Source organism: Flavobacterium sp. MDT1-60, assembly GCF_014844035.1.
Classification (GTDB): domain Bacteria; phylum Bacteroidota; class Bacteroidia; order Flavobacteriales; family Flavobacteriaceae; genus Flavobacterium.
The window spans coordinates 3,669,883-3,692,531 of record NZ_CP062159.1 but is presented as its reverse complement, the minus strand read 5'-3'; the positions used below and the strand labels follow the sequence as shown (position 1 = coordinate 3,692,531).

Sequence of the window (22,649 nt, the reverse complement as noted above, 5' to 3'; positions counted from 1 at the left end):
ATAGACCAAACTTGCCGATTAGACAACCTTTCTACAGCCTGATTGCCACAATATCTTTGCCCTGTAAATAAAATGTAACTCTTTAAAAAATTAAATCACATAATCATGAAAGCAAAAACAAATTATTTTTCAACCCTATTAGCATTGGCATTATTAACAGTAAGCTGTAATAATAAAAACGAAGGAGAAGAAAAACCACAGGCTGTAAAAGTCAGTGTTCAAAAAATTCAAAAAGTTGATAAAATTCAGGAATTAAACTATTCCGCAACAATTGAAGCTGATAATACTGCGCAGGTAAGTTTTGCAGCTGCAGGAACAGTAAATAACGTAGCTGTTAATGAAGGGCAAACAGTAAAAAATGGCCAATTACTAGCAACTATCGATGCAACAACATATAGTAATGCATTGCAGATAGCAAATTTAAGTTATGAGCAATCTGCAGATACCTACAAAAGGCTTAATGAACTGTATGTTAAGGGAAGCTTACCTGAAAAAGACTATATAGACATTAAAACCAAACTGGCACAATCGGCAGCTAATAAAAGAATTAGTGCCAAGCAGATTGCCGATACCCGTTTATACGCTCCAATGTCTGGAATTATTACACACAGGTTTATTGAAAGAGGAAGCACAGCTGCACCAGGAATTCCTGCATTTAGCATTATTAAAACAGACATGGTATATGCTAAGATAACAGTTCCTGAAAGTGAAGTAGGCATCTTAAAACACGGGATGACGGCAAACGTATTCATTCCTACTTTGAATGATTCAATAAAAGGGAAGATATCTATAATCAATCCACAAGCGGATGACAGGTCAAAAACTTTTACCATTAAAATTAAAATTGATAACGGAAGTCAGAAACTATTACCTGGTATGCTGGCTTATGTAAAAGTTAATCCAATGAAAACAGAAAAAGTTATCGTTATTCCTGCAACTGCTGTAATAAGAGACGCTGATGATATTACCTATGTCTATGTGACAAATAATAATAAAACAGTTGTCCGTAAGCGTATTACCGTTGGAAGCATTACCGGAATGCAGGAAATCGTCATCAAGGAAGGATTAAGCGAAAATGACATTATAGTTACTGCCGGTCAGTCAAGACTAAAAGACGGAGCCCAAGTATCATTCTAAAAACAATACTCAAAATTCAAAAATCTTAACAATAGTAATATGGAAAAGAAAAAAATGCATTTTATTGAGGCTGCAATGAAAAATAAGCAGGTAACTATTGTCCTTGTGACACTGCTGGTCTTATTTGGCATCTACTCACTAAGAAATATGCCAAGATCCGAGGATCCAAAAATAGATAAGCCAACAGCGATGATCTATGCCTTTTATCCCGGAGCTGACGAAGTACAGACAGAGAAACAACTGACCAATAAATTAGAACAATATCTTTTTTCATTCGAAGAAGTTGATAAGCATAAAACAAAATCACAGACCAAAGACGGACAGGTATTTGTAACTGTAGAGCTGTTTACAAAAGTAAAAGACAGAAAAAAGTTCTGGTCTACTCTTCAGCACGGAATAAATTCTGTACTTAAGCAAAATCTTCCTTCAGGAGTAGTTGGTCCTTACGTGAACAGTAATTTTGGTGATGTAACTGCCCAAATTATCACACTTTCTTCTAAAACAAGAAACTACAGAGAACTGGACAAGTATCTGGATAAAGTCGAAGATGGGATTAAAACCATACCGGAAGTTTCTAAAATAAACAGGGCCGGTGGTCAACGTGAACAAATTTATGTAACCATCAGTGATCAAAAAGCACAACAGTACGGTTTTGATATTACAACAGTGGTACAAATATTACAAAGCCAAAACCTTACGGGTTATTCTGGCGAAATGACAGTTACCAATAATACCATTCCTGTTTTTACAGATAATAAGTATAAATCAGCAGATGAAATTGCAAATCAAATAATTTATACTACTCCCGACGGTACGACAGTGCATCTAAAGGACGTAGCAAATATTGAGCGCCGATATGAAGAAGAGTCATCTTTTATTAAAATAGGCAACGACAAGGCAATGCTGGTCTCTATTGAAATGCAGCCAGGGAATAATATTGTGGCCTTTGGCGAAAAGATAACTGAAAAACTGGAAAAATTACAAAAAGACTTTCCAGATGATATTAAAATCAATACTGTTTTTAGCCAGCCCGAAGTAGTCGAGCATAGTATCAGCCATTTCATGATGGAATTTGGATTAGCAATTATATCGGTAATTGTTGTAGTAATGCTTTTGCTGCCATTCAGGATGGCTGCCGTTTCATCATTGGCCGCACCAATTTCTGTTATGATAACATTTGGTGTAATGAATATGATTGGAATTGAACTGCATCAGGTATCATTGGCCGCACTTATCATCGTACTGGGGATGCTCGTGGATGATGCTGTAGTTGTTGTTGACAACTACATTGAAAAATTAGATGAAGGCATCACTCCATGGCAAGCCGCCTGGAAATCTGCCAAACAATTATCATTATCAATTTTTACGGCTACACTGGCAATCATATTTGCCTTTTTACCATTAGCCATTTTTATGGATGGAACTCCTAAAGATTTTATGGCATCATTGCCAGTAACTATTGCAGTAGCACTTACAGCATCTTTATTGGTGGCATTGTTTCTTACACCTTATATGTGTTTTGTATTCATTAAAAAAGGATTACATGATCATAATCACAAACCATCAGATTCTCCAAAGAAAAAGTCACTGCTTGATAAGTTACAAGATGTCTTTGATAAAGCTGTTACTTACTGTTTTAACAGGCCGAAAGCAACTTTGACAGCTGCTGTATTGGCGGTACTGTTAGCTGGTTTTGTGGCAACACAGGTTGACCAGGAGTTCTTCCCTATAAATGAGCGTAACCAGTTTAACATAGAAGTCTGGATGCCAAATGGAACGGCATTAACTGAAACAGAAAAAACGGTAAATGAAGTTGAAAAGATACTAAAAAAAGACAAACGTATCGTTAGCACAGCAAGCTTTATAGGAACAAGTTCTCCTCGTTTTCAAACTACTTATGCACCTGAGGTACCCCGCAAGAATTTTGCTCAAATATTGATTACAACCACCAGTAACGAGGCTACGGATGAAATTGTTAAGGAATACCTGCCCAAGTTTAATGGTTTTGTAAAAGATGGCTACATACGATTTAAACAGCTTAGTATGCAGGAAGGGTCTCCAATTGCAATTCGTGTCATAGGGGAAAACATGAATGATCAGAAACATGTTGCAGCCCAGGTTAAAACTATTCTGGAAAAAGCAGAAGGTACGAACTGGGTGCGAAGTGATTATGAGGATGATTATGTTGGTATAAGCCTTAAAATTAATGAAGAAGCGGCTGCCAGATTAGGTGTATCAAATCAGGTAATTACACAAACATTAGGAGCCGGGCTTAAAGGATATGCTGTTTCACAAGTTTGGGAGGGAGATAAACCGGTAGATATTTTTGTACGCTTGGATGCAGAGAGACGTAAGGATTTCAGCAATCTTGAAAACTTACATATCAACACCGCTTTTGGAAGCATGGTTTCGCTGAAAGAAGTTGCAAGTATTGTACCGACATGGCATACTGGTGTTATTGCGCGCAGAAATGGGTTAAGAACACTTACCATAAATTCAGAGGCTCAATTAGGAGTAAAAGCGGCCACTATTATGAAAAATATAGAACCTGAACTTAAAAAATTAGAATTACCCGAAGGCATAACATTGCAATATGGAGGAGATGCTGAATCAACAGAAGAGAACATGCCCGGTATGCTAACCGCATTGAGTGTTAGTATTTTATTGATATTCATAACGCTATTATTTCAATTTCAGGTACTGAGTAAATCACTGATTGTCCTTTCAACATTTTTACTGAGTCTTTTAGGAGCATTCCTTGGATTGTATATCACAGGAAATCCTATGGGTATGACCGCTTTTATGGGAATTATCAGTTTAATTGGGATAGTGGTGAGAAACGGAATTATACTGGTCGATTTTGCGGATGAGCTGGTGCATGAACATGGTTATTCTATTAAAGATGCTGCGCTTGCCGCGGCAAAACGAAGAATGCGTCCGATCTTCTTAACATCATCTGCCGGTGCCGTTGGAGTAGTTCCTATGATTATTTCAAAATCACCGCTTTGGGCACCACTGGGAAGTGTACTGGCATTCGGTCTTATTGTATCTATGGTTTTAACACTGTTTATTGTTCCTGTAATGTATTACAAATTTGTAAAACCTGCAGCAGAGCATGTAGACGATGACAACAATATCAAGCATTAACAAATTAAATCAGCATTATGCTTTAAGCAATATGCCGTAAGCAAAATCCATTAAAAAACAATTCTTGCTTAAAGCCTAAAGCTTAAAGCTTATCGCATAATAAATATAAAAATGAAACATAAACTTTTTTTAAAAGGAGTAATGATTATTTCCACATTAGTACTCAGTATAGCTGCTTCTGCTCAGTCAAAAGTGCTTTCGTTGGAGGAATGCCGCAAAATGGCATTGGAAAATAATAAAAGAGTAATAAGCGCCCAATTTCAATTAGACGCTGCCAAAGCTAATTATGAGGTATCTAAAACCAACGCTTTACCCACCATGGATGCTTCCGTGATGGGGGTACACCTGGGGGAACCATTTGATAAGTCACCATTGGTTCCGACAGACTTTGCCAATGCAAGTTTAGACGTGAAGCAGGTTATATATGCCGGAGGTAAAATCAAACTAAGCAAGGAAGCGAGTTCAAAAACAATTGAAATTTACCAAAGCCAAAAAGCAATGACCCAAACAGAGGTGTTATTAGCCGTAGAAAAGGGTTACTGGCAGATTGTACAGGCAAAGGAAAAAGTAAATCTGGCGGGAAAATACAGGGAAATGCTTAAAAGTCTAAGTCAGGACTTAAAAAATGCTGTAGATGCCGGACTTACCTATAAAAATGACTTTTTAAGGTCAGAAGTGAATCTTAACCAGGCTGAATTAAACATTATAAAAGCTAATGATGCCCTGGTATTGGCGAAACTTAATTTTTCACAAATAATTGGTCAGCATGGCGACACAAACTTTGCTGTTACTGATGAAGTGGGAGGTGATTTTACTGCTCTTTCTAAACTTCCTGATGCCGTTGCTGCGGATAACAGGCCTGAGATTGATATGCTTAAAAAAGCTATTGAAGTTGAGAAAATTAAAACTAAAATTATCAAAGCTGAAGTGAAACCTCAGGTGGGATTACAATTAAGCGGGTTTAGTTCTTATGGGGAAAATATTAATTTCTCTAATGGCAATAATAATTTAACCTCATACTACAGTACAGTTTCCTTTACTATGCCAGTGTTTGATTGGGGAAAGAATAAAAAGAAAGTGAAAGAGCAAAACTTTAAAATTCAATCTAAACAAGCTGAATTAGAAGAACAAAAAGAACTGATAGATATTGAAGTGCAGAATGCTTATTTGCAGCTTAACCAATCGGTTAAAAAAATAAGCTTATCAGCCAACTCTTTGAAACAGGCCGATGAAAACTTACGTCTTGCCAATGACAGATATAAGGTAGGGACAATAATTGGTAAAGATGTACTGGAAGCTCAGGTAATCTGGCAGGATGCCTATTCAAGTATAATAGATGCAAAAGCGGAGTATAAAGTAAATGTAGCCAATTACAATAAGGCAATTGGTGAATTAAAGTAGAAATCAATGGATAATAAGAGAAAAGATATTATGGAAGCCGCATCAATGCTGTTTTTACAAAAAGGCATCAAAGCAACCACTGTTGAGGAAATAGCCAAAAAATGCCACATATCAAAAAAAACATTTTATTATTTTTTTGTTGATAAGGAAGTTGTAATAATAGAAATCGTACAGAATTTGATCAACAAAACAGATCGGCAATTAAGGATGCTGCCCGATATTTCTCCCAACGCCTCTTCTGAATTAATTAGCTTTTTTCATTACCTGCAATCTAATATTTATGTATTTAATGCCTTGTTTATGAGTGACCTGAAGAAGTATTATCCGAATATCCATAACCTGTTCCTTCAGGACAGAAAAAATAAACTAATACCGTTCTTTATTAAAAACATTGAACGTGGAATTTTGGAAAATATTTATCGGACAAACTTAGATAGTAGGCTAACTGCTGAATTGTATTTTTTGCAGCTGGACAATGTTATTGACAATACTGATATCACAGAGGATGAAAGATATGCGATTATTTACTATATCAACAGCTTCTTTCTTCACGGTATTATGAACAAATTCGGGCTAAAATTAGCAATCACTCATTTTAATTAAAAAAAGTAATGGCAATGCAAGCTAAAAAGATTGTTATTGTTGGAGGTGGTTTTGCAGGAGTAAATCTTGCAAAACAGCTCTCTGGCAATTCTGAGTTCCAAATCATATTGGTTGACAAAAACAATTATCATTTTTTTCCTCCTCTGCTTTATCAGGTAGCGACAGCCTTTATTGAGACTTCCAATATTACTTATCCGTATAGAAAGATGTTTCAGGCTAAAAAAAATATCAGGTTTCACTATGGAACATTTTTAAAAGTAAACGCCGCGGAAAATACAATTGATACGGATACCGGGAGCTTAAGGTATGATTATCTGGTCCTGGCAATGGGAACCGAAACTAATTATTTTGGTATGGAAAACGTGAAAGCAAATGCCTTACCGATGAAATCAATTGATGATGCGCTCCATTTAAGAAACAGGATATTGCTTAATATGGAAAAAGCGGCACAAACCGAGAACGAAGCGGAACGCTTAAAATTAACCAATATCGTGATCGCCGGAGGAGGGCCCACAGGCGTTGAATTAGCTGGAATGATTGCAGAAATGGGAACTAAAATAATGAGTAAGGATTATCCGGAAATGCAGGAGTCAAAGGGGAAAATCTATCTTGTGAACTCACCTGCAAATTTGCTGAATGTAATGAGTGTTTCCTCACAGCAGGAAGCAAAAAAAACACTGGAAAAACTAGGCGTAATTATAAAACTTAACGCCGCTGTTAAAGACTATAAAGAGCAGCAGGTACACTTGTCAGATGGAGAAGTTTTAGATACGTCATTGCTGATTTGGACCTCCGGAGTTGTAGCGAGAGAAGTTAAAGGGCTGCCCGATAATAGTATTGGTAAAGCAAGAAGAGTTTTAGTAAATGAGTATAATCTGGTTCATGGCACAAATAATGTTTTTGCCATTGGAGATATGTGTTTACAATTTGAAGATAAAAACTATCCTCAGGGGCATCCGCAATTAGCACAAGTAGCAATTCAGCAGGGAAAATTATTAGCACAGAATATAAAAAATATTTCAGCTTCAAAACCGATGAAAAAATTCCAATACAATGATAAAGGAAGCATGGCTATAATATCAAAATACAATGCGGTGGTAGATTTTCCAAAATTCTTTTTGAGCGGCTACTTTGCCTGGTTAACCTGGTTGTTTATTCATCTTATCCCGATAGCAGGGTTTAGAAATAAAGTAAAGATTTTTTACAATTGGTGTGCAGCGATGGCAACCAATGATCCTACACTAAGAGTAATTATAAGGCCTCAAGTCGAAAAGAAATAATTTTGTAAAAATGAAAAAGAATCAAAAAGAAAAAGAAAATTCTGTTAATCGCAAGCAAGTAATGATAATTAGCTCAGATGACAGGAATTGGAGTGAAAGCGACTTTTATCCAATGCAGAACTGGTCACCTGAGGACAGGCAATTGTGGGAAAAAATTATGCTGGAAAAGAAAAAAACAGATAAGAAGTCGCGTACTCACGGATGTTGATTTAAAATTCGATACTACGTTTCAGCCCAGATTCAAATCGGGCGTCCAAAAATATTTAATGAGTTTCATGTTGATTTGGTTGGTGATTTGCCGGTTATTTATTAACCGGCATTTCATTTTTATAATACAACCAAATTTCAATTATTGATTTACCAGAAAATTACTATGTCCTATAAATTAGCAGCAGTATTTAGGCTGCTCTTATGTCTTATAGCCGAATATACAATGGTGTCCACTACTTTTCTGCTGTTATTCTTGAAATCTTATCAGGTATTACACAAGGCTGTTTTGTCCTATATATTTTAAAGAGATACAAACCCCGACCTTCCTTAATTATCGTTGCCATTTGAGCATTTTTTTTCGTTTGAAGTACCATTCGTTTAGATCAAATACTGTCTTTTTAAATCCTTTCCCTAAAAAAACCGATAATCAGACCAAACTTGGCGAACAGCTAACCTTTTTGCAGGGCAGCCCGCTATATATCTTTGCTTTATAATTTACAAGTCCTTTTAAAACAAAACTTAAATCTAAATAATAAAAAGCCATGGATATCTTAAAAAAAGTAAATATCGTAAGAAGAAAAATAGCCCAACAGTTAACTAAAAATATTGGACGTAATACGGCCAACATTACTTTTAACCACAGTGACACCGGCAAGGTGAAAAAAGTATTAATTGTCAGACCAAACCATAGGTTAGGGAATCAACTGTTAATGACACCACTGATAGCTGAAGTTTCAGAAATTTTTCCAAACTCTAAGATTGACCTGTTTGTGAAGGGTAATCTGGCTCCAATACTTTTTAAAAATTATTCAAATATTGACAGGATAATTCAGCTGCCTGGCAAACCATTTAAAAGTATCCTTCAGTATTTAAAAGGCTGGTCTGCAATTACGGAAAGAAAATATGATGTCGTAATTAATGTTGACAGCTGCTCTTCTTCTGGCAGGATTGCAACAAAAATTGCCGCTGCTGATTATAAATTTTATGGAGAACCTGACGAAATTCAGGAGAACGAATGTCCGCACTCTGCTAAACAGCCAGTTTACGGCCTGAGAAATTACTTATCACAATCAGAAAAACTCAATCTTGATAAGGCAATGCATGATTTGGATTTAAAACTAAATCCAGCTGAAATCAAAAAAGGTAAAGAAATACTGGACAAATTGGTAAAGGCTAAAAATACCAAGACAATATGCTTATTTACATATGCAACGGGTGAAAAGTGTTTTCCTGAGAGCTGGTGGATGGAATTATATAAAAGATTAAAAAAGGAGTTTGCGGATATTAATATTATAGAAGTCCTTCCTATAGAAAATATTTCAAAAATTAAATTCAAGGAACCTACATTTTACAGCAACAATATTCGTGAAGTCGGGGCATTGATCAAAAACACTTCTCTTTTTATAGGAGCTGACAGTGGTATTATGCACTTAGCCAGTGCGGTTCATGTTCCAACGATTGGTCTTTTTTCTGTAACTGACAGGGACAGATATGAACCCTATAATGCAGGCAGTGTGGCGATAAATACCAACTATTTCAGCACCAATGAGATTATGAGGCTTATTGCGCAACGAATAGACTGTTAATCTTAATAAATAATAATAATGAAAACTTCCATACCTAAAACAATAATCATTTTATCGGTATTACTGATCTGCTTTAATTCGTTTAGTCAAAATATTAAAAAAGATTCTATTAATGACCTTATAAACAATGCACCATCATTTACAATTTTTCAGGATAATTATTTCATCACCGGTTCTTCATTAGACAGTCCGGTAAGCCGAAGTACCTCTGATGCAAAATATCAAATCAGTTTCAAACAGCGCCTGACAAAAGCGACGCTTCCGTTTAATACTTATCTATTTCTCACCTATACGCAAAAATCGTTTTGGAAAATATACGAGGAATCCAAGCCCTTTGCAGAAACCAACTATAACCCGGCACTGGGACTGGGGAAATTTTTTACGAATAAAAATGATTTATTACGCATAGTAGCGGTTGCATTTGAACACGAATCCAATGGGAAGGATAGTATCTATTCGAGAACGTGGAACAGGATAAGTTTCCAGTACATGCAACAATTAACCAAAATGTCATCAGTAACGGTAAAGGGATGGATTCCCTTCGGCTATAAAGATGACAATCCCGATTTGATAAAATATGTTGGTTATGGTGAAATTAGCTATTCGCAGAAATTATTTAATGGACAGTATGTTTTTGACATAACCTCCAGAAAAGGAATGTCGTGGGATGATAAAGGCTCAGTTTGCGCACAGTTTTCGTATCGTCTTGGTAAACGAAACAATCAATATTTATCAGTGCAGTACTTCACTGGTTATGCAGAAAGCCTGATAGATTATTCTGAAAAAACCAATATGATCAGAGTTGGATTTGTGATAAAGCCTTCAAAATCGGTTTTTTATTAAGGTTTGATATCCGGAGCAGCTCCGTTGAATCCTATTTTGTGGTTAAAACGTGGTCACAGGAAAGAGAGCAAAAGAACATTTCGAGAAAAATATAGTTTATGAACCTCTATTGAATATAACAAATATGATTAAGAATTATAAATATTTAAGCCCTTTCAGGATTTTAATTTCCTTCCACAAATTAGTGGAAGAATTAGAACAAACAGCTGTATCCGATATTGAATATAAATCAAACTATGCCAAGAGTTTATTAGATAAGATCAAAGACATACCCGAAGTTCTTAACGGAATTGATTGTTTTGAAATTCTTGAAAACAATCAAAAGTTAATTCAGGATGTGCTGGCCGATTTGTTTCCCGCAGCTTTAACAGGCAATGAAATAAAAGCGGTAACAATCCCTTTTTACGATATTACATTTAATTATTCACAGCGGTTTAAAAAAATTCTCGATGACGCCGGAATGTGTTTTGACATCAGTATCAGGGACATGGATGAGCATCAGTTTTACATTATGAACTGTACGTTTATACTAAATGCCTATTATAAGCAAAAAATTAATGTTGAAAAGCCTTTGTTCTATGACATTCCGGACAAAAATGGAATTGTCAAACATTACAAAATAATTTACAATACTGATTTTCTGGAAATATGTCCGGCAGAGAACACCACGTTTCTAACCCAGCAGGAAATTGAGGAATTAATTGATAATTATCATAACATAGAATTATGGAAAAAGGCATTTCCTTATGATTCATGGTTCTTAAAAGGATTTGCAATAATAACACTTGTGGATGTCACGCTGGAAAATGCGGTTTCTAATCTGAAATCAAATTTATTGAAAGCAAACATCGAAAAAGTGGAGCTTAATGATAGCTTTGAGTCCATTTTTAGATCGGTATTTAAGATACCTGATTTAAAAGCAGGGTTCACACTTTATGATAACCAAGAAGGAATATTCATAAAACCTCCATTTAGTGAAGGCGAATTAGAAAGTTTTATACTCTTAGACACAAAAGAAGCTGATTGTAAAAATGCACTTTGCGGATGCTCTTTTGAAAGTCTGATTGAAAACAACAAGCCTTTTATAATTCCGAATGTTTATGATTTTTCTTTGACCAACAAACCCTTTGGTGTTCATTTACTGAGCCAGGATATTCAAAGTTTTTTGATGGCTCCAGTCATTAAGGACGATAAATTATTGGGACTGCTGCAGCTTACATCATCAACTGTAAGGGCTTTGAATTCTGTTAATGCCAATAAGCTCGAATTGTTACTGCCTTATATATCAGATACTATTGAAAAAAGTAATGATGATATGGTGAATCATCTGGAGGCAGTTATTCAAAAGGAATATACTTCGATTCATCCCAGTGTCTATTGGAAATTCAAAAAAGAAGTCCGCAACTATCTACACTTAAACAACTCAGTAAAAGATTATTCCTTTAAAGAAATATCCTTTAAAGAGGTGTATCCATTATATGGGCAAATAGATATTAAAGATTCTTCTGAAAATAGAAATAAGGCAATTGTAAAGGATTTGAAAGATCAGATCAATCAGATCATTACTATAATTGATGCCATAATTTCCGAAAAAAAAATTGGAGTCATTGATCAAAAAAAACATGAACTGCAAAGTTTTCTTATGGAATTAGATCAGCCCTTACAGAATAATTCAGAACAAAAAATACATCATTATATAGAAACAGAAATCCATTCCTTTTTAAAAACTTTTGATTACAATCAAAAAACAGAAAACCAAATAGATGACTATTTCCAAATGCTCAACCCAAAGACAGGAATGTTTTATCAGAGGCGGAAAGATTTTGACGATACAATAATGAGTATTAATAAAAAACTTTCTAATGTTTTGGAAAGCAGACAACAACAGGCACAGGATATTTTTCCACACTATTATGAAAGTTTTAAAACAGACGGCGTAGAGCACAATTTGTATATCGGGGCATCAATAGAACCTAACAAAACCTTTAATACGGTTTACCTGCAGAACTTAAGGCTGTGGCAATTGGAAACACTTTGTGAAATGGAATTGGAACATCATAAGCTTAAAACAACCTTGCCCTATACTCTTGATGTAACTTCACTCATACTGGCGACCCACACTCCAATTTCTATTCGTTTCAGGATGGATGAAAAACGATTTGATGTTGATGGCTCGTATAATGCACGTTACGAAGTGGTGAAGAAAAGAATCGACAAAGCATGTGTAAAAAATTCTGAAGAACGTATTACCCAAAAAGAAAAAATAACAATCGTGTATTCCAATTCTACCCAGGAAAAAGAATATCTCAAATATATCAGGTACCTGCAGCACAAAAATATTTTAGAAACGCAGATTGAACATTTGGAGGTTGAAGATTTGCAGGCTGTTTCCGGTTTAAAGGCGCTTCGGGTAAAAGTAAAGCATCAGGACAATAGTCTGGTTATTGAAGCAAAGGAGTACATAAGCAAACTTTTTAAGGAAAGATTAGATTCAAAATATTCGTATCATAATTTACAACATACGCAAAATGTTGTACTGGCTGCCCAAACCATTTGCAGAGCCGAAAAAATAGATTTGGAAAAAACAGACATACTGCTTTTGGCTGCCTGGTTTCATGATGCAGGTTACATTGAAGGGATGGATGATCACGAAAAAAAGAGTATTGAAATCGCTTTAAGCTTTCTACAGGAGAGAAATATTTCAGACAGCATCCAGCAAAAAGTAAGTGAGTTAATCCTGGCCACCACATTTAATTATATCCCAAAAAACAGATTGGAAAAAATAATCAAGGATGCAGACAACGTTCATTTGGCTAATGAAAGCTATCCGGAGTCATTAGAACTGTTAAGGGACGAGTGGGAGAAGTCTATGGATAAAAAATATGATGATACCCATTGGTATACTATGAATATTGAATTTCTTAAAAAACATCAGTATTTCACAAAATTTGCGCAAAATGAATGGCAGGTTTTAAAAGATAAAAACCTGAATTTAATCGAAACAAAACTACTAAACTGTTAATATAATGACTGAAAAATTAAATCATAATAATATAGAAAGTCCGCTTCAGGTTCAGGGGAAAAAAAATAAAAAGCGCAAATTTGAGAAGGGCGTAGATACCATGTTCAGGACTACCCTGAGCAACCATAATAATCTAAGCCGTTATGTGGATAACAAGGCCCATATTTTATTATCTGTAAATGCGATAATTATTTCCATATCCCTTTCCAAGATTTTTCCAAAACTGGATAACCCTGCCAATGAACATTTATTTATACCCACAGTAATTTTAATTGGATTTAGCGTAGCCTCGATGATATGTGCTATCATGGCTACAAGACCCAGTGTTACCAAAGGCAGCTTTACCAGAAAAGAAGTAGAGGAAAAAAAAGTAAACCTTTTATTTTTCGGGAATTTCTACAAAATGCCTTACCAGGATTATAACTGGGCAATGAATGAATTAATGAACGACAGCGAATACATATACAATTCCATGATAAAGGATTTATATCATCTGGGCATCGTTCTGGAAAAAAAATACAGGTTGTTACGAAACACCTACAACATTTTTATGTGCGGCATTATCATCGCGGTAGTGGCCTTTCTAATTGCTTTTAAATTCAGATAAAACGATGATTATGAAAAATATAAAACTATATCTGGTGCCATTTTTAATTATTGTGCAGTCCTGTGCTACTTTCAAGCCGCAGTCCTGTCCTGATGAGAAACAGGAAAATTATCCAGTTAACAAAAAAAAGCAACATACTTTCTTTTTGATTGGTGATGCCGGTAACGGATTTAAGGATATAAGCTCGGGGTCATTACTAACAGACCAGCTAAAAAGTGCCACCGATAAAAGTACGGTACTATTTTTAGGGGATAATATCTACCCGGCCGGAATGCCTGAAATAAACAGTTCAAAACGTAGTCAGGCCGATGCGGTACTTCAAAGTCAAATTGATTTTGTAAGGGGTTTCCAAGGAAAAACTATTTTTATCCCAGGCAATCATGACTGGTATAGTAACGGCCCTGAGGGTCTAAAAAGAGAACAGGAATTTGTTGAAAAGCAATTAGGAAAAAAATCCTTTTTGCCAAAAAACGGCTGTGCCATTGAAACTGTCAATATTGCAAATGACGTAGTGCTGATCATAGTTGATTCACAATGGTACATCACCGATTGGGACAACCATCCTGCCATAAATGAAGACTGTATTATAAAAACAAGAATTCAATTTTTAGACGAATTCAGGGATGAGATCAAGAAAGCCAGAGGTAAGACTACCCTTGTTGCGATTCATCACCCGATGTACAGCAATGGGGAACACGGAGGTCAGTATTCTTTCGAAAGCCACTTAACTCCTTTGCCTGTTTTAGGAAGTTTAAAAAATGTAATACGTAAAACATCTGGTATTTCAAATGCCGATATGCAAAATAAAAATTATAATGAATTAAAAAAGAGCCTGGTTGCGGCAGCCCAACAAAATGATAAAGTAATTTTTATCTCAGGGCACGAACACAGCCTGCAGTACATTGCTCAGGACAACTTGCATCAGATCATAAGCGGGTCTGCTTCAAAAAAATCAGAAACACGAAACACAAAAGGAGGAAAATTTTCGTACGCGGCCAATGGATATGCTGTTTTAGATGTTTTTGATGACGGTTCCTCTTTTGTGCGTTTTATAAATAGTGAGGATCAAAAAACAGTGTATCAATCACCCGTTTTACCTGCAGATACCCAAAAGCAAAATTTAAAATTTGGAAGTAATTTCCCAGCGGAAATTAAAAGTTCGATTTATGATAAAAAGACTACAAGCAAATCTATGTACTATGATTTTCTTTGGGGGAAAAGATACAGATATGCCTACAATACATCTGTCACAGCTAAAACCGTAAATCTTGATACTTTGTTTGGTGGATTGACCCCGGTTAGAAAAGGAGGAGGGAACCAGTCAAAAACCCTGCGATTAAAAACAAAATCAGGGAAGCAATATGTGATGAGAGCCATGAAGAAAAATGGAAGCCAATTTATACAATCAGCATTTTTTGAAGATCAGTATGTGGAGCAAAAGTTTCAGAATACTGCTGCAGAAGCGTTTATTCTGGATGTTTTTACAGGTTCTCATCCTTATGCTCCCTTTACAGTGGGAACACTTTGTGATGCTATTGGGGTTAATCATTTAAATTCAAAACTGTATTACATTCCAAAGCAAAAAGCACTGGGTGATTTTAATGCTGAGTTTGGAGACGAACAATATCTTCTGGAAGAACAGGCTTCTAGTGGTAATGTTGAACTTTCCAATCCATCTTTTACAGGCAATGTTATCAGTACTGCTGATCTGGTAGAGAAACTTCATTCAGACGAAAGTGTAGTTATTGATGAAAAGGAGTATATCAAAGCCCGATTATTTGATATGCTGATCAATGACTGGGACAGGCACCAGGACCAATGGAGATGGCTGGAATTTAAAGAAGATGGAAAATCAGTTTTCAGACCATTACCAAGGGACAGGGATCAGGCATTTTCTAAAATGTCAGATGGATTTATTTTGGGTGCTGCAGTAAAGTTGATACCACCAGCGAGATTATTGCGAAAATACAGCGATGATATAAAAGACGTTAAAGGCTTCAATATAGAACCTTATCCGCTAGATATAGCATTTATAAGAACTTCTGACAAAGCAGTTTGGGATGCGCAGGCAAAGCTAATACAAAACAATATAACGGATGAAGTAATTGAGAGTGCGTTTGAAAATATTCCAAAAGAACTAAACGATGAAACTGTCTTATCTATCAAACAGACACTCAAGGCAAGAAAAAATAATTTACAAAAAATTGCTGACAGGTATTTCCAATTAGTGAATAAGTATGCGGTTATAACAGGTACAAACAAAGATGATTTGATAAAAATTGAATGTCAGGAAAATGAGGATGTAGTGTTGTCTATATTCAGGAAAAAACGCGACAATACCCTTGAATTGTTTATTCAAAAAACGTATGATCCGAAAGTAACAAAAGAACTCTGGGTTTATGGCCTGGATGACAAGGATAATTTTGAAGTGACAGGTAAAAGCAAAAAAATAAAAATACGTTTAATAGGCGGCCAGAATAATGATCAATACCAGATCCTAAATGGCAAGAACATCTACATCTACGATTATAAAACTAAAAAGAATACGATTGACAATACGGCTAATGCAAATTTAAAACTAACAGATGATTATAATATCAATACCTATGACTACAAAAAATTGCAGGCTAATACCAACCAGATTATCCCTATTCTGGGAGCAAACCCCGATGATGGTTTTAAAATAGGCATAAATGACACTTATACTCTATATGGTTTTGACAGAAACCCTTTTTCAGCAAGACATCAATTCACAGCAGCCTATTATTTTGCAACAAGCGGTTATGAACTGCATTACAAGGGAGAGTTTGCTAATGTAATAGGTAAGCTTAATCTGGTAGTACAATCCAATTTCCAAAGCGCAAACTTCAGTCAAAACTTTTTTGGATATGGAAATGAAACGCAAAATAATGATGATATTTACGGATTAGACTACAACCGTGTCAAAGTAAAAGAATTAGGCTTTGCTCCATCACTTCTGTGGAAAGGAAAAGCAGGGAGCAGCCTGTCATTTGGCCTTTGTTATAAATCAATTGAAGTTGAAGAAACGCAGGGTAGATTTGTCGAGAACAACAGCGAATTGCCTCCTGCAGTTTTCGAAAAAAATCAATTTATAGGTGTAAGCACAAAATACCAATTCGAGAACTATGACAATAAAGCCTATCCAACACTAGGAATGAAAGCGGCTCTGGAAGCAGGATTTACGTCAAATATTGATGATAATAAAAGAAATTTCGCTTATATAATTCCGGAAGTCAGTTTTAACCATAAACTGGACCCATCGGGAAAATTAGTATTGGCCACCCAAATAAAAAGCCATATTATCTTCAACAACAACTACGAATTTTATCAGGCAACTTCTATTGGAGGAAGTGAAGGTCTTAGAGGGTTTAGAAACCAACGATTTACAGGCCAGCAGTCATTGTTCCAAAATACCGATCTAAGATATACATTCAAAAGTATGAAGACCAATATTATTCCGATAAGACTGGGAATGTACGGTGGTTTTGATTATGGAAGGATTTGGATGAAAAATGACTATTCAAACAAATGGAACAATTCCTATGGTGGCGGTCTTTTTATTAATGGAGCCGAATTATTAACGGCAAACCTTGGGTTATTCAATTCTATTGATGGGGTAAGGATGGCTTTTTCACTGGGATTTCAATTTTAATATTAATAGTAATATAGGAATAAGATAATAGAGTTAACATTTACCATTTCTATTTTTGTTTTCCAACCCTAATACAAAGATATCGTGCAGCAGAATACTATTCCTTCCGAAATTTCCTGGCTCTCCTTCAACAGTTGTGTTTTAGATGAAGCCAATGACCCTGGTAACCCGTTATATGAGCGTATCAAGTTCTTAGCCATTCATTCTTCGAACCTGGATGAGTTTTTCAGGGTAAAAATCAACAAATTACTAAAAGGAAATTCAGAAAAGGATACTGCTTTATTAGTGCAGGTTTTATCTGAGGTGAACCTTCAGCAAAATAAATTTGGGGTAATCTGGAAAGACACTATTGTACCTGAATTGGCAGAGAATAAAATCATTTTTTATGAAAATCAGGAAATTAAAAAGAAGCATTTAGACGAGATAGAATATTATTTCAAAAGTATTATCCTTTCCTATATTCAGGTCGTTTATATTACTGAAAACACCCCAAAAGCATATTTTTTAAATAATCGTGGATTGTATCTGCTGGTAAAATTAAAAGATACCTATGGAGCTTTCAGCTATGCTTACCTGAATATTCCGTCTGACAAACTGGAAAGATACAAACAGTTGCAGCGTATAGCAGAGACCAATTATATTATTTCTATTGACACCATTATCAGAAAATGCTTATCGTTTGTATTTCCTTTGGAAGAAGTTGTTTCCTGCAATGCCATAAAATTAAACAGGGATGAAAATTATGAGATTTTGGATGAAACCTCCGGGGATTTAATAGCAAAAATTGAGGCAAAAATTGAAGAAAGGAAATCGGGTTCATCAACACGATTTTTGTATGATTTCAATATGGATCCTGAAACTGTTTTGGTTTGTAAAAAAGCATTTCAATTGCACGAAAATGAAATGATAAAAGGCGGGAGTCATCATAATCTTTTTGATTTATTTAGGTTTCCAAATCCAATAAAACCAAGACTGCAAGGCGAAAGCTATCCTGCACTGAAACATTTGCCTTTTGAAAACAACACCTCTATTTTTGAGACTATTGACAAACAAAGCCAGTTAATCCATTTTCCATACCAGTCCTATCATTACGTCCTGCAGTTTTTCAATCAGGCTGCAATTCATAAGAATGTTACTGAAATAAAGATCACTTTATACCGTATTTCATCACAGTCGCTCATTGCAAATGCCTTGATAAGTGCTGCGAAAAACGGCAAAAAAGTCACTGTTTTTGTCGAAGTAAAAGCGAGATTTGATGAAAATAACAATTTGTACTGGTCCAAAGAAATGGAAAAGGCCGGAATCAAAATCATTTACAGTATGCCTAATTTAAAAGTACATGCCAAAGTTGCGCTTGTTACCATGAAAAAGGAACAGGGCAGGAGTAGATTTTACAGCTATTTATCTACAGGTAATTTTAACGAAACTACCGCCAGTGTTTATTCTGATTTTGGTTTTTTCACTTCAGAAGAAAAATACACAACCGATTTGAAAAAAGTATTTGCGTTTTTTAAAACCAAGGAAAAAGCGGCAGCAATAAAAAATCTTTTGGTTGCAGGCTTTAATATGAAAGAGAAGCTAATGGAATTGATAGACCAGGAAATCGCAAACAGCAAAGCAGGAAAAAAGGCGGCAATTTTATTGAAAGTAAACGGGATTGATGAAGAAGAAATTATAAACAAACTGATTGAAGCCAGCCAGGCGGGTGTTGAAGTAATTCTTCTGGTGAGAGGAATTTGCACCGTACTACCGGGAATTAAAAACAGCACTGAGAATATAAAAATCTACCGGATTGTAGATATGTTTTTAGAACACGCAAGGATATACAGATTTGCTAATGGTGGAAAAGAAAAAATCTACCTGTCATCTGCCGATATGTCCAGCAGAAACCTTAACAGGAGAATCGAAGTTGCTTTCCCGATACATGACGGTTTTCATAAAGCAGAAATAAACACCATAATCCAACTGCAGCTGGAGGATAACACAAAAAAAAGAAATATCAACTCTAAAGGTCTCAATGACCCAATTAATAGCAACTCCGGCAATCCAAGACGCTCTCAAAGAGAAATCTACAATTGGATTGCACAAAAAAATAATGTATAACTCAAAAGTTTAATTGTATTTGATTAAGGAGCTTGTTTTCCTTAATCAGATCTTTTAATCAAAAAAATAAAATAATGATCGATTTTTTACTATACCTGATTTCACTAATTCCATTGAGAATTTTATATTTCATTTCAGACTTTTTTGCTTTTTTACTGTATTATATTTTTAAATACCGCCGTAAGGTAGTGGCTGAAAACATCTACCAATCATTTCGTACGCTATCGGATATTGAGAGAATTATTATTGAAAAAAAATTCTACAGGGATTTTTGCGATAATTTTATTGAAACGATAAAGCTGCTTTCCATTTCTGAGAAAAAGTTACAGTCGCACATTACGGCAGACTATTCCCAATTAGAAAAGATCCTTGCAGAGAATCAAAATTGCCACATTTATTTGGGGCATCAGTTCAATTGGGAATGGGCAAATGCGCACATTGCTTCAGTTCTGAAAAAAACAGATGTTGTAGTGGTTTATAAGCCCTTGAGCAGCCGTCCGATAAATGATTTAATGCTGAGAATAAGAAGCCGTTTTGGCTCAAAAATGGTAGCCTCAAAAAACATGAAAAAAGAGATGGTACAGTTCTCAGACAAACAGCACATACTGGTTTTAGTGGCAGATCAAAACCCTAAAATTCCACAGAAAAGTTTTTGGACCCCGTTTCTTTCACAAAGGACAGCGTTTTTAAGTGGCACCGAACTGAATACGGCGCATCACAAGACACCAAGTCTATTTGCAAATATTATTCGTGAAAAAAGAGGACATTATAAATTTGTTCTCGAACCAATTTTTGATTTTTCCGAACCTTATAAAACGGGAATTATAACTAATATTTTTACTGAAAAACTGGAAAATGCAATTTTATCAAATCCGGAGAATTATTTATGGAGTCATAAGCGCTGGAAACATCAATACAAAAACGAATACCGAAAAAGATGGATTAACAAAACAATTAAAGTTTAGCTTTCTAAAGTATAATATGGTGTTGGATTTTAAATTATATATTGATAAAGGTGTAAAAGAAAACGGGACAAAAGAAGATTTTCATCTTTTGCCCCGTAGAGTGATCCTGAGATACAGTTTTCAAACCATTTTCTCCAGGATTTAAAGAAATTGGCATACTTTTAATAAAATTCTTTGAAAGATTTTACAATTTAAATTATTTTTAAAACCCCTCCATCTGCTCTAAGACAAGAACCGTTTGTTGCGATCGAAAGCGGACAGGATAAATAAATGGCCAGTGAAGCAATTTCTGCAGGATCTATAAAACGCTGTAATAAAGAATGCGGATTTGTCTGCTGTATAATAGCATTTTTCATTTGTTCAATTTCGATATTTTGTAAAGAAGCGATATGTTCAATTGTTGAGGCAACTCCCTCAGAATAAGTTGGTCCGCCTAAAATGGTATTCACTGTAACTTCAGTTCCTGCGGTTAATTTAGATAAACCATTACTTACAGCCATCATTGCAGCTTTTGTCATTCCGTAATGAATCATATTTCCGGGAATGTTTACACCAGATTCACTGCTGATAAAAATAATTCTTCCTGATTTCTTCTCAAGCATGTGCGGTAAAAGTTTTTTAGAAAGTCTGATACTGCTCATTACATTAACTTCAAAAATTCTATACCAATCTTCATCTTCCAGATTTTCAAAATCTTTTAATTCGAAAACACCAACGTTGTTAATGAGAATATCAATATTGTTTAACTCATTTAATAAAGCGGTTACTTCTTCTTTTTTTTCAAAGTCACACACAATCCCTGAAACGACAGCATCCGGAAATTCATCTTTTAATTTTTGTACTGCCAGATTTGTCTTTTCTTCATGCCTTCCATTAATGATAACTTCGGCTTTTTCATTTAATAATTGTTTGGCAATTGCATAACCAATTCCTTGCGTTGAACCGCTTATAAAAGCTCTTTTTCCTTCTAATTTTAAATTCATTTTTATTGTTTTTATTTTTGTAATGATTGATACATAAATATTCAAAAAAATTAGCTGATAACAGCTAATTGCATTTCTATTTGATTTTTTAAGGCAATTTTGTCTGGATACATCCTCCTGAGTGTATTGAGTCCACACCAAAATGTTATTAAATATCTGCCTAGTATTTCGGGGTCTGTCTTGTTTTTTAAGTTTCCTTTTGATTGTTCTTCTTTAATGGTTTGAGTAAACATTTGTTCTACTTCTTTTAAAATCTGAACCGCATTTGCTTCCATATTTTCATCAATAAAAGTCATTTCTACAACTGTATTGGCAATAATACAGCCTTTAAGATGCTCATTTTTTTCCGCGGAAGCAATACTTTTAAAAAAGTCTTTAATTAATTCTAACGGGGATGTGCTTTTGCTTAATTCGCTTTTAAAAGCCTCAAAAGATAATCGTCGTTCTGCAATAGCTTTTTGAAAAACCTCTTTTTTACCTCCTTTAAAGATATTGTAAAAACTTCCTGCTCCGGCTCCTGTTGCTTTTTGTAAATCGCTCAATGAGGTTGCACTGTATCCTTTCTGCCAAAAAATTTCTTGTGCTTTTTTTACAATATTAGCGTCTTCGTAAATGGTGGGTCTTCCTCTCATTGTTTTTTTTATTTTGTAACGATTGATACAAAATTATAAAAAAATAAGTTCACTCTAAATTTTAAAGCAATTTTTCTTTTAATTAAAAGACTTTCTGAATTGAAGGGGAGTTAAGCTGATTTTCTTTTTTGAAGAGTTTGCTAAAGGAGTGCGGATATTCGAAACCTAATGAACAGGCAATTTCGTTTGCGTTTAAATTTGATGCAGCAAGTAACTGTTTTGATTTTTCAATACTATGATTTTGAATGTATTGCTGAGCGTTTAAACCTGTAATACTTCGCAATAAATCACTCAAATAATTGGAAGAAATATTAAATGTTTGTGTTTGTTTTGAATCCTGTCAAGTCACCTTTACAGAACATACAAATCATATGTGTTTATATGTTAAAGCTTGTTAAAATGTGATTTCGCCGATTATTAAAGAAAAATTTATTTAAAGTAAATAGACACCCTTAAC

General features: G+C 35.0%; 16 protein-coding genes. 13 read left to right on the top strand and 3 right to left on the bottom strand.

Annotated elements, in window-relative coordinates; translation table 11 throughout:
• The first annotated feature begins 105 nt into the window (after nt 1-105).
• The 13 genes from IHE43_RS15470 to IHE43_RS15415 all read left to right on the top strand — a co-directional run bounded on the left by IHE43_RS15470 (nt 106) and on the right by IHE43_RS15415 (nt 20,577).
• Entirely contained in the window at nt 106-1,137 is a 1,032-nt protein-coding gene (locus IHE43_RS15470) for an efflux RND transporter periplasmic adaptor subunit (protein ID WP_192184727.1), read from the top strand.
• A 39-nt stretch (nt 1,138-1,176) separates the two neighbouring features.
• A complete protein-coding gene (locus IHE43_RS15465; RefSeq protein WP_192184726.1) occupies nt 1,177-4,284 on the top strand; it encodes an efflux RND transporter permease subunit in 3,108 nt (1,035 codons plus the stop codon).
• A gap of 111 nt (nt 4,285-4,395) precedes the next feature.
• Nucleotides 4,396-5,685 carry a TolC family protein gene (locus tag IHE43_RS15460; RefSeq protein WP_192184725.1) on the top strand — a complete coding sequence of 430 codons (1,290 nt, stop codon included), beginning with the start codon at nt 4,396-4,398 and terminating at the stop codon, nt 5,683-5,685.
• A 6-nt stretch (nt 5,686-5,691) separates the two neighbouring features.
• The gene (locus IHE43_RS15455) at nt 5,692-6,288 is read left to right on the top strand and encodes a TetR/AcrR family transcriptional regulator (RefSeq protein WP_192184724.1); all 597 of its coding nucleotides are present in this window, start codon (nt 5,692-5,694) and stop codon (nt 6,286-6,288) included.
• Between the two features lie 14 nt (nt 6,289-6,302).
• A complete protein-coding gene (locus tag IHE43_RS15450; protein WP_192184723.1) occupies nt 6,303-7,568 on the top strand; it encodes an NAD(P)/FAD-dependent oxidoreductase in 1,266 nt (421 codons plus the stop codon).
• Nucleotides 7,569-7,578: 10 nt separating this feature from the next.
• Nucleotides 7,579-7,776 carry a hypothetical protein gene (locus IHE43_RS15445; protein WP_192184722.1) on the top strand — a complete coding sequence of 66 codons (198 nt, stop codon included), beginning with the start codon at nt 7,579-7,581 and terminating at the stop codon, nt 7,774-7,776.
• Between the two features lie 544 nt (nt 7,777-8,320).
• Nucleotides 8,321-9,364: a glycosyltransferase family 9 protein gene (locus tag IHE43_RS15440; RefSeq protein WP_192184721.1), complete on the top strand. Its 1,044-nt coding sequence runs from the start codon at nt 8,321-8,323 to the stop codon at nt 9,362-9,364.
• An 18-nt stretch (nt 9,365-9,382) separates the two neighbouring features.
• Nucleotides 9,383-10,207 carry a phospholipase A gene (locus IHE43_RS15435; protein WP_192184720.1) on the top strand — a complete coding sequence of 275 codons (825 nt, stop codon included), beginning with the start codon at nt 9,383-9,385 and terminating at the stop codon, nt 10,205-10,207.
• A gap of 124 nt (nt 10,208-10,331) precedes the next feature.
• On the top strand, nt 10,332-13,229 hold the full coding sequence (locus IHE43_RS23675; protein ID WP_225585140.1) for an HD domain-containing protein: 2,898 nt from the start codon (nt 10,332-10,334) through the stop codon (nt 13,227-13,229).
• 4 nt (nt 13,230-13,233) lie between these two features.
• Complete coding sequence (locus IHE43_RS23670) at nt 13,234-13,836, top strand: Pycsar system effector family protein (protein ID WP_225585139.1); 603 nt, start codon at nt 13,234-13,236, stop codon at nt 13,834-13,836.
• A 10-nt stretch (nt 13,837-13,846) separates the two neighbouring features.
• A complete protein-coding gene (locus IHE43_RS15425) occupies nt 13,847-17,509 on the top strand; it encodes a metallophosphoesterase (protein WP_192184719.1) in 3,663 nt (1,220 codons plus the stop codon).
• A gap of 84 nt (nt 17,510-17,593) precedes the next feature.
• Entirely contained in the window at nt 17,594-19,612 is a 2,019-nt protein-coding gene (gene ppk1 / locus IHE43_RS15420; RefSeq protein WP_192184718.1) for a polyphosphate kinase 1, read from the top strand.
• Nucleotides 19,613-19,686: 74 nt separating this feature from the next.
• Nucleotides 19,687-20,577, top strand: coding sequence for a lysophospholipid acyltransferase family protein (locus IHE43_RS15415; protein ID WP_192184717.1), 891 nt, complete (start codon nt 19,687-19,689; stop codon nt 20,575-20,577).
• 191 nt (nt 20,578-20,768) lie between these two features.
• Here the strand turns inward: IHE43_RS15415 and IHE43_RS15410 are convergent, their stop codons facing one another.
• The 3 genes from IHE43_RS15410 to IHE43_RS15400 form a co-directional block, all read right to left on the bottom strand.
• Nucleotides 20,769-21,560 (bottom strand): SDR family NAD(P)-dependent oxidoreductase, encoded by a 792-nt coding sequence (locus IHE43_RS15410; protein WP_192184716.1) that lies wholly within the window; start codon nt 21,558-21,560, stop codon nt 20,769-20,771.
• Between the two features lie 50 nt (nt 21,561-21,610).
• Nucleotides 21,611-22,192, bottom strand: coding sequence for a TetR/AcrR family transcriptional regulator (locus tag IHE43_RS15405; protein WP_192184715.1), 582 nt, complete (start codon nt 22,190-22,192; stop codon nt 21,611-21,613).
• An 82-nt stretch (nt 22,193-22,274) separates the two neighbouring features.
• Nucleotides 22,275-22,487 carry an AraC family transcriptional regulator gene (locus IHE43_RS15400; RefSeq protein ID WP_255513799.1) on the bottom strand — a complete coding sequence of 71 codons (213 nt, stop codon included), beginning with the start codon at nt 22,485-22,487 and terminating at the stop codon, nt 22,275-22,277.
• Nucleotides 22,488-22,649: the final 162 nt, after the last annotated feature.

Coding starts and splice junctions, on each gene's coding strand:
- IHE43_RS15470 (WP_192184727.1), top strand. CDS start 106: ATGAAAGCAAAAACAAATTATTTTTCAACCCTATTAGCATTGGCATTA.
- IHE43_RS15465 (WP_192184726.1), top strand. CDS start 1,177: ATGGAAAAGAAAAAAATGCATTTTATTGAGGCTGCAATGAAAAATAAG.
- IHE43_RS15460 (WP_192184725.1), top strand. CDS start 4,396: ATGAAACATAAACTTTTTTTAAAAGGAGTAATGATTATTTCCACATTA.
- IHE43_RS15455 (WP_192184724.1), top strand. CDS start 5,692: ATGGATAATAAGAGAAAAGATATTATGGAAGCCGCATCAATGCTGTTT.
- IHE43_RS15450 (WP_192184723.1), top strand. CDS start 6,303: ATGCAAGCTAAAAAGATTGTTATTGTTGGAGGTGGTTTTGCAGGAGTA.
- IHE43_RS15445 (WP_192184722.1), top strand. CDS start 7,579: ATGAAAAAGAATCAAAAAGAAAAAGAAAATTCTGTTAATCGCAAGCAA.
- IHE43_RS15440 (WP_192184721.1), top strand. CDS start 8,321: ATGGATATCTTAAAAAAAGTAAATATCGTAAGAAGAAAAATAGCCCAA.
- IHE43_RS15435 (WP_192184720.1), top strand. CDS start 9,383: ATGAAAACTTCCATACCTAAAACAATAATCATTTTATCGGTATTACTG.
- IHE43_RS23675 (WP_225585140.1), top strand. CDS start 10,332: ATGATTAAGAATTATAAATATTTAAGCCCTTTCAGGATTTTAATTTCC.
- IHE43_RS23670 (WP_225585139.1), top strand. CDS start 13,234: ATGACTGAAAAATTAAATCATAATAATATAGAAAGTCCGCTTCAGGTT.
- IHE43_RS15425 (WP_192184719.1), top strand. CDS start 13,847: ATGAAAAATATAAAACTATATCTGGTGCCATTTTTAATTATTGTGCAG.
- IHE43_RS15415 (WP_192184717.1), top strand. CDS start 19,687: ATGATCGATTTTTTACTATACCTGATTTCACTAATTCCATTGAGAATT.
- IHE43_RS15410 (WP_192184716.1), bottom strand. CDS start 21,560: ATGAATTTAAAATTAGAAGGAAAAAGAGCTTTTATAAGCGGTTCAACG.
- IHE43_RS15405 (WP_192184715.1), bottom strand. CDS start 22,192: ATGAGAGGAAGACCCACCATTTACGAAGACGCTAATATTGTAAAAAAA.